General features: G+C 71.8%; 8 protein-coding genes. 2 read left to right on the top strand and 6 right to left on the bottom strand.

Annotation, left to right across the window (positions count from 1 at the left end):
• Positions 1-90: 90 nt before the first annotated feature.
• On the bottom strand, positions 91-1,482 hold the full coding sequence (eccD, locus tag ACQP2T_RS50330; RefSeq protein ID WP_433511905.1) for a type VII secretion integral membrane protein EccD: 1,392 nt from the start codon (positions 1,480-1,482) through the stop codon (positions 91-93).
• A 130-nt stretch (positions 1,483-1,612) separates the two neighbouring features.
• Here eccD and eccCa point away from each other — a divergent pair, with 130 nt between their 5' ends.
• On the top strand, positions 1,613-5,611 hold the full coding sequence (eccCa, locus tag ACQP2T_RS50325; protein WP_433511904.1) for a type VII secretion protein EccCa: 3,999 nt from the start codon (positions 1,613-1,615) through the stop codon (positions 5,609-5,611).
• Positions 5,612-5,633: 22 nt separating this feature from the next.
• Here eccCa and ACQP2T_RS50320 read toward each other — a convergent pair whose 3' ends face one another.
• From ACQP2T_RS50320 to ACQP2T_RS50310, 3 genes are all read right to left on the bottom strand, one after another.
• Entirely contained in the window at positions 5,634-7,904 is a 2,271-nt protein-coding gene (locus ACQP2T_RS50320; protein ID WP_433511903.1) for a hypothetical protein, read from the bottom strand.
• A gap of 111 nt (positions 7,905-8,015) precedes the next feature.
• Positions 8,016-8,705 (bottom strand): type 1 glutamine amidotransferase domain-containing protein, encoded by a 690-nt coding sequence (locus tag ACQP2T_RS50315; RefSeq protein WP_433511902.1) that lies wholly within the window; start codon positions 8,703-8,705, stop codon positions 8,016-8,018.
• A gap of 91 nt (positions 8,706-8,796) precedes the next feature.
• A complete protein-coding gene (locus ACQP2T_RS50310; RefSeq protein WP_433511901.1) occupies positions 8,797-9,390 on the bottom strand; it encodes a TetR/AcrR family transcriptional regulator in 594 nt (197 codons plus the stop codon).
• Positions 9,391-9,557: 167 nt separating this feature from the next.
• Between ACQP2T_RS50310 and ACQP2T_RS50305 the strand changes: the two genes are divergently transcribed.
• The gene (locus ACQP2T_RS50305) at positions 9,558-9,740 is read left to right on the top strand and encodes a hypothetical protein (RefSeq protein WP_433511900.1); all 183 of its coding nucleotides are present in this window, start codon (positions 9,558-9,560) and stop codon (positions 9,738-9,740) included.
• Positions 9,741-9,748: 8 nt separating this feature from the next.
• On the opposite strand, the gene ACQP2T_RS50300 is transcribed toward ACQP2T_RS50305, so the two are convergent.
• Positions 9,749-10,204 (bottom strand): carboxymuconolactone decarboxylase family protein, encoded by a 456-nt coding sequence (locus tag ACQP2T_RS50300; protein WP_433511899.1) that lies wholly within the window; start codon positions 10,202-10,204, stop codon positions 9,749-9,751.
• A 37-nt stretch (positions 10,205-10,241) separates the two neighbouring features.
• Positions 10,242-11,144, bottom strand: coding sequence for a sigma-70 family RNA polymerase sigma factor (locus ACQP2T_RS50295; protein ID WP_433511898.1), 903 nt, complete (start codon positions 11,142-11,144; stop codon positions 10,242-10,244).
• Positions 11,145-11,176: the final 32 nt, after the last annotated feature.

Raw genomic sequence — 11,176 nt, 5'->3', positions numbered from 1 at the left:
AGGGTGAGAGGGCCTGCTGAGCCGTCGAACGCCCCGCTCTGGTGATCGGAGTCGAGGCAGGAATCCGGGCCTGCGAATAGGCCCCGCGCCTCAGCTGACCAGCCCGCGGATCGTCTCGTAAACATCCAGTACGGCCAGCGCCAACGGCAGCAGCGCGATCATCAGCACGATGTCCAGGATGTCGGCCAGCCGCCCCCAGAACGGAGTGGGCCGCGACGCCGAGAGCCAGAGCGAAACCCCGGCCACCAGCAGCGCGAGCACCACCAGCCCGGGCACCACCCCGAACAGCACCACCTCACGCGACGACCCCACCGCCACGGCCAGGATCGGCAGGCCCGAGCCGAGCAGGGCCGAGGTCAGCAGCCACATCCGCTGGGTCCGGCCTTCGAAGACGCGGGCGCGCAGGAGCAGGGCGGCTGAGAGTGACAGGCTCATCGCGATCGCCGGCCAGGTGCCCGTCACCGCCAGGAGGATCTGGGCGCCGAGCGTGAGGAGTGACACCCCGCCGAGCAGGCCCGTGCAGAAGGCGTCCGCGACGATCGTCCGGTCGATCACCATCCGGCCGTCCAGGTCACCGCCCTCGCGGCGCAGCTCGTCGGCGGTCGTCGGCAGGGCGGGCAGCGGCAGTCCGGCCAGCCGGAACGAGACCGACGGCACCACGGTCGTCATGCCCACGGCCAGTGTGGCCAGCAACGCCGCCACCCCGGCCGCCGGTACGGCCAGGACCATGACCGCCAGCGCGCCGAGCAGGCCGCAGAACGCGGCGAAGGCCACCCCGAGGAACGTCGGCAACCCCTGGGCGACAGCGAACCCGATGGCCGTGGCCAGCATCAACGTGACCCCGAACGCCGCCAGCAGGTGCGGCGCGCCCAGCCCGGTCAGCCCGGTCGGGGAATCGGGTCCGAGCAGCCCGGCGACGAATCCGTACGGCAAGGCCGCGTACCCGATCGCCGCCCCCGCGCCCGCGTCGCCCAGGGCCCGTGACAGCGCCGTCGCGGCCAGCAGCAGCACCAGCGCGATCCCCGCCGCGACCATGGCGGCGGGCGTCCACGGCGGGCCGGTCAACAGCAGGACGGCGGCGCCCGCGCCCAGTGCCACCGCGGCGGTCCGCAGCCCGTACGACCTGGTGACGGCGGGCTGCCACCGGCTGGTGCGTTCGAGTACGCCGGTCGCGACGGCGTCGGCCACGTCGTCGAAGACGGTCTCGGGCAGTTCGTGTCCCCGTGGCCGCAGGTGCAGCAGCTCCCCGTCGTGCACGGCCAGATCCGACAGCGTGACGTTCACGTCGAACGGCTGCCCGCCCACCCGCTGGAGCACCCAGCCGCCGTGGGCCAGCCCGGCCTCCGCCAGCCCTTCGCCGGCGATGCGCAGCAGTGTCGGCAGCATGCTCGCCAGCGGCATGTCCGAGGGCAGGCCGAGATCGAGGGACCCCCGAGGGGTGACGATCGTGACCCGGCACAGATCGGTTCCGGTGGCGCTCACTTGGAGGAGTGTATGGACTGGCTCCCCGCCGCGCCGCCGTAAATATGTCGAGAAAATTTGAAATGTCGCTGAATACGTGGTCTGACGGGCTTTTATGAGGGTTGTTTGGTGGCCCGTTCGGTGAGGTGCGGTGAGCGGCAACACATGGGTGGTGCGTCGGCCCGACCGGCGCAGGCCGCCGGAGCAGCCGAGCGGTGAGGTACTGCTGGAGCCGCCGCCCGAGATCCCCGAGACGGTCACGGGCGGTGGCCTGACCCAGATCCTGACGTACCTGCCGATGATCGCCGGGGCGGGCGCGATGGCGCTCATGTTCACCGGCGGCGGCACGGGCAACCCGATCATGATGGTCTCCAGCGGCCTGTTCGCCGTCTCGATGGTGGGCATGACGATGGGCCAGATGCTCAGGAACACCGGCGAGCGCAAGAACCGCGTCAACGGCCAGCGCCGCGACTACTACCGCTACCTGGAGCAGGTGCGCAAGCGCGTACGCAAGGCCGCCGAGCAGCAGCGCAAGGCCATGACCTGGAACCATCCCGACCCCGTCACACTGTGGTCGCTGGTCATGACCTCGCGGCTGTGGGAGCGGCGCCCCCGCGACGACGACTTCGGCCAGCTGCGGATCGCCACCTCCGCGCAGCGCCTCGCGCTGCCGCTCATCCCGCCGGAGAGCAGGCCGATCGAGGACCTCGACCCGATGTCCGCCGGGGCGCTGCGCCGCTTCGTCCGTACGCACGCCACGGTCCCCGGCCTGCCGGTCGCGCTGGCGCTGCACTCCTTCGCCCGCATCACGCTCGCGGGCGAGCCCGAGGCCGTCCGCGGCCTGGTCCGCGCCGCGCTGGCCCAGGCGGTGGCCCTGCACTCGCCCGAGGACCTGCGGGTCTCGGTGTGCACCGGGCCCGAGCACGCGGCCGAGTGGGAGTGGGTCAAGTGGCTGCCGCACGCCTTCCATCCCGAGGAGGAGGACGGGGCGGGCCCGGTCAGGCTGGTCACCAGGGACCTCGGGGAGCTCGACGACCTGCTCGGGTTCGAGCTGAAGGATCGGCCGAGGTTCAGCAGGGGCCTGTCGCAGGACGTACTGCCGTACCACCTGGTGATCCTGGACGGCGGCCGGGTGCCCGCGGGCAGTCAGCTCGGCACCGACGCCATCGAGGGCGTGACCGTGATCGACCTCAGCGGGTCGGCGGGACAGGCGCCCGCGCAGCTCTCGCTGAATCTCGACGTCACGGCCGACGAGGTGGTCCGGGTCGTCGAGGACGACATGGGCAAGCAGGTCAGGACCGCGCTCGGCCGGCCCGACGTGCTGGGCCTGCCCGCGTTCGGCGCGCTGGCCAGGCAGCTGGCGCCCATGCGGGCCGGCGCGGCCGGCGGGGCCGAGGAGGAGGGCGACGCGTTCGCCACCAACACCACGCTCACCGACCTGCTCCGCATCGGCGACGCCCGCCGGATCTCGGCCGCCGTGACCTGGCAGGCCCGGCCGGTCAGGAACCGGCTGCGGGTGCCGCTCGGCCTGGGCGCCGACGGCCGGCCCGTCGAGCTGGACATCAAGGAGGCCGCGCAGGGCGGCATGGGCCCGCACGGGCTCGTGGTCGGCGCCACCGGCTCCGGCAAGAGCGAGCTGCTGCGTACGCTGGTGCTCGCGCTGGCGATCACCCACTCCTCCGAGGTGCTGAACTTCGTCCTGGTCGACTTCAAGGGCGGCGCGACGTTCCTGGGCCTGGACACGCTGCCGCACGTCTCGGCCGTCATCACCAACCTGGAGGACGAGCTCCCGCTGGTCGACCGCATGCACGACGCGCTGCACGGCGAGCTGGTACGCCGCCAGGAACTGCTGCGCTCGGCCGGCAACTACGCCTCGGTACGCGACTACGAGCAGGCCCGCGAGCAGGGCGCCCGGCTGAGCCCGCTGCCGACGCTGTTCATCGTGCTGGACGAGTTCAGCGAGCTGCTGTCGGCCAAGCCGGAGTTCATCGAGCTGTTCGTGATGATCGGGCGGCTCGGCCGCTCGCTCGGCGTGCACCTGCTGCTGGCCTCCCAGCGGCTGGAGTCGGGGCGGCTGCGCGGGCTGGACACGCACCTGTCGTACCGGATCGGGCTGCGGACGTTCTCGGCGGCCGAGAGCCGGGCGGTGCTGGGCGTCGCCGACGCGTACTCGCTGCCGCCCGAGCCGGGCAACGCGTACCTGATGTTCGAGACGACCGGGATGACCAGGTTCAAGGCCGCCTACGTGTCCGGCCCCTACCAGGTGGCGCAGCGGGAGAACCGCGCGGTCGCCGCCCGTCCCGGCCACCAGGGCAAGATCGTCTGGTACGGCACCGAGCGGGTGCCGCTGCCGCCCCCGCCCGCGGTCGAGCCCGAGCCCGTCGCCGAGGACCGGGAACAGCAGGACAGCCTGCTCAACATCGTGGTCGACCGCCTCAACGGGCAGGGCCCTGCCGCCCACCGGATCTGGCTGCCCCCGCTCAAGGAGCCGGCCTCGCTCGACCGGCTGCTGCCGCCGCTCCAGGCGACCGCGTCCCACGGGCTGACCGCCGCCGGTAGCGGCCAGAACCGCCCCGGCCGGCTGCACGCCGTCGTGGGCATCGTGGACAGCCCCTTCGACCAGCGGCGCGACCCGTACTGGCTGGACCTGTCGGGCGCCGCGGGCAACGCCGCGATCATCGGGTCACCGCAGACGGGCAAGAGCACCCTGCTGCGTACGCTGATCGCCTCGTTCGCGGTCACCCACACACCCAAGGAGGTGCAGTTCTACTGCCTGGACTTCGGCGGCGGCACGCTGTCGGCGCTGGCCGGGCTGCCGCACGTCGGCGGCGTGGCGACCAGGCTGGACGCCAACCGGGTCCGGCGTACGGTGGCGGAGATGACCGCCCTGCTGGCGCGCAGGGAGCGGCTGTTCGTGGAGCGGGGCATCGACTCGATCGCCACCTACCGCCGGCTCGTGGCCGCGGGGGAGTACGAGGGCGACGGCTGGGGTGACGTCTTCCTCGTCGTGGACGGCTGGGCCACGATGCGCCAGGAGTTCGAGTCGCTGGAGGCGTCGCTGAGCGAGCTGGTCTCCCGAGGGCTCGGTTTCGGCATCCACGTCGTCGGCACGGCCAACAAGTGGTCGGAGTTCCGGTCCACCGTACGCGACATGTTCTCCACCAGGCTGGAGCTCAGGCTGGGCGACTCCTTCGAGTCGGAGATCGACCGGAAGGCCGCCGCCAACGTGCCCGAGGGGGCGCCGGGCCGCGGCCTGACCCGCGAGGCGCTGCACTTCCTCGCCGCGCTGCCCCGCGTGGACGGCAAGGCCACCGTGGACGACCTGGCCGAAGGGGTCGCCGCGCTGGTGGCGGACGCGGCGAACGCCTGGCACGAGTCCCCGGCGCCGCCCGTACGACTGCTGCCCGACCTGTTCCCCGTGCACACGCTGCCCGGACCGGACGAGAGCGGCCCGCGCATCCCGATCGGCATCGACGAGGCCGCCCTGGCGCCCGTCTCGCTCGACTTCGACGCCGACGCGCACTTCGTCGTCTTCGGCGACACCGAGAGCGGCAAGACCAACCTGCTGCGCGTCGTCGCCGAGGGCATCGTCGACCGGTTCACGCCGCTGGAGGCGCGGATCGTCATCATCGACTACCGGCGCTCACTGCTCGACACGGCCGACAACGAGCACCGGATCGGGTACGCCGCCTCCAGCACCGCCGCGGCCACCGTGCTCAAGGGCATCCACGAGGTCATGCAGACCCGGCTGCCGCCGCCCGACCTCACCTCCGAGCAGCTGCGGACCAGGAGCTGGTGGACCGGCCAGGACCTGTACGTGATCGTGGACGACTACGACCTGGTGGCCACGTCCGCCAATCCGCTGGCCGTGCTCGGGGACCTGCTGCCGCAGGCCCGCGACATCGGGCTGCACCTGATCCTGGGGCGGGCCATGGGTGGGGCGGGGCGCAGCCTGCTCGACCCGGTCGTGCGGCGGTTGAAGGAGATGAACACCCCGGCCGTACTGCTGTCGGGGCCTCGGGATGAAGGGGCGCTGTTCGGTAACGTGCGGCCGCAGCAGCTTCCGCCAGGGCGGGGGTTCTATGTGGACCGGCGTTCGGGGGCGCGGCTCATCCAGACGGCGTATCTGACCCCGCCGGAAGCGGGCTAGAAAGATCACTTGTTATCTGGGGTCAGCTCATGGCGTCGAGGGCTTCCCGGCAGCGGCGGAGCAGTTTCTCGTCATCGACGATCTGCGCGCTGCCGTACCCGTCGTCGGACGCGTTGTGCCTGCGCGCCCGCCTCAGCTCGGCTTCCAGGCGCGGCCGGACCTCCATCGCGGCCCGCCCGAACTCCGCGCAGAGCTCGGCCGCCTCCGTCCGGGTGTGCCTGTTGAGCTCCCACACGTGCCGCACCACCGGCAGCGCCACCTCGGGGTCACCGGTCAGCCGGTACAGGGCGCGGGCAGCCGCCATCGGGACCCAGCCGTACTGGTCCTTGCGCTTGGCCAGCCGCCGCAGCAGGGCGATCCTGGCCTTCGCGGCCCGTTCCCGCTCTGCCATGGCGGGGGCCAGGTGGCCGAGGAGGTCCGCCGCCGCCCGGACGGCGTACGTGTCGTCCCCACCGAGGTAGCGGTCCACGACGGCGACGGCCGCGCCCACGTCCCCTGTGACCAGCCACAACGCCTTCGCCGCCCGGATGGCCTGGCCTGGCTCGGGCGAGGCTGCGGCCTCCCGCAGGATCGGCGCGCCCGCGGCGGCCCCTGGCCCGATCGCCCCGAGGGCCGCCAGCAGGCCCTCGGTGATCGGCCGGCCGAGCAGGTCGGGCAGGGCCTCGGCGGCCCCTGGCCCGATTCTGGACAACGCCCAGCAGATGCTCTCGTGGCGGTGGTCGTGCGGCTTGTCCGCAGGCAGGTCGCGCAGGCGGCCGCGCAGCAGGGGCAACAGGGGCGCGGCCCGCGGTCCGAACCCGCCCACGAGCTGGGCCATGTCCCTGGGCATGCGCTCGCGCTCCAGCGCCCAGGCCAGCATCGGCAGCGCGCGGTCGTCCCCCGTGCCGCTGAGCGCTCGCAACGCCGGGCTCACCGTCGGCTGGTCGCGAGGCCATTCGATGATCCACGGCAGCTCCGCGTCTTCCGGCCTCGTGTGGTCCGCCACGCGTCTCTTCGTGGCGGCCAGGACCTCCGCCAGGGCGTCCGCGGCGGGCGCCGCCAGCTCGCCCAGATCATCCAGCGCGCCGACCGCCCTCGACACCACGACGACGCCCGGCCGCCCTCTTCCGCACCCGTCGCGTACGCGTTCGCCGAGGGCCGAGACGAGCCCGGCGTAGTCGCCGCGCCAGTTGGCGAACAGGACGTGCGCGGGGCCCATGGCGTCCACCTGGCACTCCCAGTCGGGCGAGCGCAGCAGGGCCGTCAGAAGGCGTACACGGTCGTCCACGCGGTCGCCCAAGCCTTTGGACACGGTATGCACGAGCTCGCCCGCCTGTGGCGCGCGCCGGCCCACGTCGCGTTCCGCACGTGCCCGCCGCAGCGCGCCGACCAGGGTCGGGGTCTCGAAGTCCGCGTGCGGGGCGACCAGGGTCGGGGTCTCGAAGTCCGCGTGCGGGGCGACCAGGGTCGGGGTCTCGAAGTCCGCGTGCGGGGCGACCAGGGTCGGGGTCTCGACGTCCGCGTGTGGGGGGACCGGGGGCGTGCCGGTCTCGTAGAGGGCGGTGAGCAGTTCGAGCGCCTCGCCGACCTCGACCGCCGGACCGCCGCCCAGCGAGGACAGCCCCGCCAGCGCCACCAGCCTGACCTGCGGCTCCGCCTCCGTCGCCAAGACCCGCCCCAGCCAGTCGCGTGCGTCCTCCACGCCGCCCTCCACGCCGCCCTGTGCGTCCTCCGCGCTGTCCTGTGCGCCCGCCACGCCACCCGCCGCGCTGCTCGGGCGGCCGCCCAGCGCGGCCACGGTCCGCACGATGGCCGCCCGTACGCGCGGGTCGTCCTCGCCCTCCAGGCGGCCGGTCAGGCTCGTCCCCGCGGCCCGCGCCCCGTCCACGCATGCGGCCAGGAGCCCGGCCACGGCCTCGCGCACCTTCGGGTCGGGGTCGCCGAGCAGGCACTCCCACAGCGGGTACGCGGTCACGGCCCTGTTGGCCTTCTTGTACGGCCCGCTCAGCTCGGTGGGGTCCTCGGCCGAGGCGATGCTCGCCAGCAGCTCCACCACCTCCGCCCGGCCCGGCAGATCCGGGGCCGCGGCGATGCGAAGGAGGAAGGGGATCGCCGCCAGGGTGCACGGGTAGACGTCGCCCTGGTGGTGCACCGCGCCGTACATGCCGTCCAAGGCCGTCTCACGGACGGCGGGGTCGGGGTCGGCCAGGCCGCGAAGCAATTCGGGAACCTCCCCGGCGGAGCCGTAGGCGTGACGCATACGGCTCCACCGGACCTCGCCGAGCCCGGCGAACGGGTCCAGTTCATCTGCCATGGCCGAGATCCTGCCGCAGCCCACCGACAATCCGGCCGACGGCCCACCCAGGGCGCCCGGCGACACCTGGTGGGAGATCAGGCGCTGGACGGAGAATGGCTACGTACGCGCTTACGCGCTGGCCGTAGTGACCAGCTTGATGAGGGCGTCGGCCGTCGGGGCCGAGGAGGCCGGGTTCTGTCCGGTGATCAGGAGACCGTCCCGCACGACGTGGGGTTCCCAGTCGCCGGCCTTGGAGTAGGTGCCTCCCAGGTCTTTGAGCTCGTCCTCGACCAGGAAGGGGACGACCTTGGTGAGCTGGACCGCCTCCTCCTCGGAGTTGGCGAACCCGGTGACCTGCTTGCCCCGCACCAGCGGCGTGCCGTCCTCGTTGACCGTGCGGCGCAGGACGCCGGGGGCGTGGCACACCAGAGCCAGCGGCTTGCCGGAGCGCAGGGTCGTCTCGATCAGCCGGGCAGAGTCGGTGTCCTCGGCCAGATCCCAGAGCGGGCCGTGGCCGCCGGGGTAGAAGACCGTGTCGAAGTCCTCGGCCGAGACCGAGTCCAGGCGGACGGTGTGTGCCAGCGCCTCGGTGGCCTCCGGGTCGGCCTCGAAGCGCCGGGTCTGGTCGGTCTGGAAGTCGGGTTCGTTGCTTTTCGGGTCCAGCGGCGGCCGGTCGCCCTGGGGTGAGGCGAGCACGATCTCCCAGCCGGCCTCCTTGAAGCGGTAGTACGGCGCCGCCAGCTCCTCCAGCCAGAATCCGGTCTTACGGCCGGTGTCCCCCAGCTTGTCGTGCGAGGTGAGAACGATGAGAACCTTCATGACTTTCCTTTCAAAGAGTAGACCGGTCGTCTCTAGCTGGGCAAAGGAATGCCCCACGCCCCCGGCCGCCGGGCGTGAAATCCAGGGACTCCTACAGGTGCAGGAGCTGGCGGGTCACCGCCATGGCGGTGTCCAGTGGCGCGAGATTGCGGTGAATCTTGGCCATGACACTCGCGCCGAGCCACATGTCATACAGGGCCTGGGCCACGGCGCGGGGGCCACCGTCGATCGAGAGGGAGCCGTCCTCAAGGCCGGCGTTGATCACCCGCTCGATGCGGTCGACGATCGCGTCTGTGCCCTCCTTCAGAGCCAGCCGCATCGACTCCGACAGGTCGGCCACCTCGGCGCCGAGCTTTACGGCGAGGCATTTGCCCTGACACTCATCAACACTCTGCGTCTGTCGCCACTGCTGCCAGTAGGCCATCAAACGCTCGGCGGCCGACTCGTCGGGCCGTGCGAGGACACGGTCCATGTCGGCGATGTAGTCGGCGAAGTAGCTCTTCAGCATCGCTTCTCCGAAGGCGTCCTTCGAGGAGAAGAAGTGATAGAAGGAGCCCTTCGGCACGCCGGCCTCCGCGAGCACCTCGTTGAGGCCGACCGCGGAGTAGCCCTTGTGGGCCATGATTCGCTGGGCGGCGTCGAGGATGCTCCGACGGGTGTCTTTGCTGCGTGTGGTGACCGGCATGTCAGTGACCATAGCCGATGAGTAGACCAGTCGTCTAGCAGCTACAGGGGAAACCTCCAACTCGTCCTGTTCTACCGTCGCCGGCCCGGACCGCCCTTGAACAAGACTCCTCCGATCGCGACCCGTTCGAAAGGTACCGATGTCACCGGCGCGAGGTGACGCGTGTCATGAAGAGCGTCCGCTCACTGCTGTCGACGTGCGGCATCCCCTGCCATGACGGCGAAGGGCGGATCGGTGACGAACGGCTTGGCCGGGCGGGGATGTCCATCGACCTGTCGAACATCCCCGCCCACGACCAGAACCTCGTACTCGCCAGGATGTGGCACCCGCACGCGGAACGCGCGGACTGACGCCGCGGTCAGGCCGGCACGGGTGTCGGCTTGTTGATGAGCGCGATGTTCATCCAGAAGCCGGCCGAGGCGAGCACCGTCATCAGGGTGGCCATCGCCTTGTCGTCGTAGTGCTTCGCGACCTCGTTGTACAGGTCGTCCGGTACCCGTTCCTCGCCACGCGCGCCGGGCTGGAAAACGGCGTCGGTCAGCGCCAGCGCGGCCTGCTCGGCGTCGGTGAAGTACGGCGCGTCCCGCCAGGTCGCCACGGCGGCGATCCTGGCCTCGGACTCGCCCGCCTTACGCAGGTCGACCGAGTGCCGCAGCACCTGGTAGGTGCTGCCGACGATCTGGCCGGCACGCAGGTAGACCAGGCTGATCGTGGTCGCCGGAACCGAGCCGTTGCGGGTGGCCTTGACCATCGCGCCGGCCAACTCCTGGATCTCGGGCAGGTGTGTGGCGGCGTCGGGGATCCGTGGTCCCACGGTGTCCTCCAATGGTGCTTGGGAAATGTTGTCAGCCCTATGAGCCCTCGCGTGTCCGCGATGTGACCGGCGGCGGCGGAATCCCGGCGGCGTCGGCGAACCGGCGGACCCGATCGGGATCGCGGAGCCCGTCGATAGCGACGATCCGGTCACCTGCGACGGTGAAGACCAGCACGGCGAACGGCTGGTCGTCGACCGTGATCAACGCGCCGACCACGTCGTTGACCAGCACAGGTCTCAGCCGCCCGCCGCGCGGGCCGCGGGCTTGCTTGGCCACGGCCGCCGCGCCACGTACGACGACACGCTGCCCGTCGGCCCCGAAATCGGAGGTCAGGACGACGTCGGGATCGAGGATCTGGACCAGGGCGTCGAAGTCGCCGGCCCGTGAGGCCGCATAGAAGGCGTCGACCACCTGCCGCTGCCGCGCCAGATCCGGGTCGGGCGATGGGATCTCGGTGCCGTTCACCCGGCGCCGTGCCCGGCTGGCCAACTGGCGTGCGGTGGCCGGAGTGCGGCCCACGATCCCGGCGATCTCGTCGAACGGCAGCTCGAACATGTCGTGCAGCACGAACGCCAACCGCTCGGCCGGACTGAGCCGGTCGAGCACCACGAGCAGGGCCAGCCCCACCGAGTCGGCCAGCAACGCCTCCTGCTCGGGGTCGAGATCGCTGTCCAGGATCACGACGGGCTCGGGCAGGCGTGCCTCCTCCCGCCGGTGCCGCCGGGAACGCAGCGTGTGCAGGCATTCCCGAGCCACCACCGTGGTCAGCCAGCCGCCGAGATTGTCGATCTGGTCCGCGTCGGACCGGCAGAGCCGCAGCCAGGCGTCCTGCACGGCGTCATCGGCCTCGGCCATCGAACCCAGCATCCGGTAGGCCGCCGCCCGCAGCCGGGGCCGGTGCTGCTCGAAACGCTGGGCGAGCCACTCTGTCTCCTCCATCGGTCACATCATCCCTCCGTCAAGGCTCAAGG

This window comes from Nonomuraea sp. CA-143628 (assembly GCF_050942315.1).
GTDB lineage: Bacteria > Actinomycetota > Actinomycetes > Streptosporangiales > Streptosporangiaceae > Nonomuraea.
Note: the sequence above shows the minus strand (reverse complement) of the source record. Positions and strands in the feature narration are given on the sequence as shown.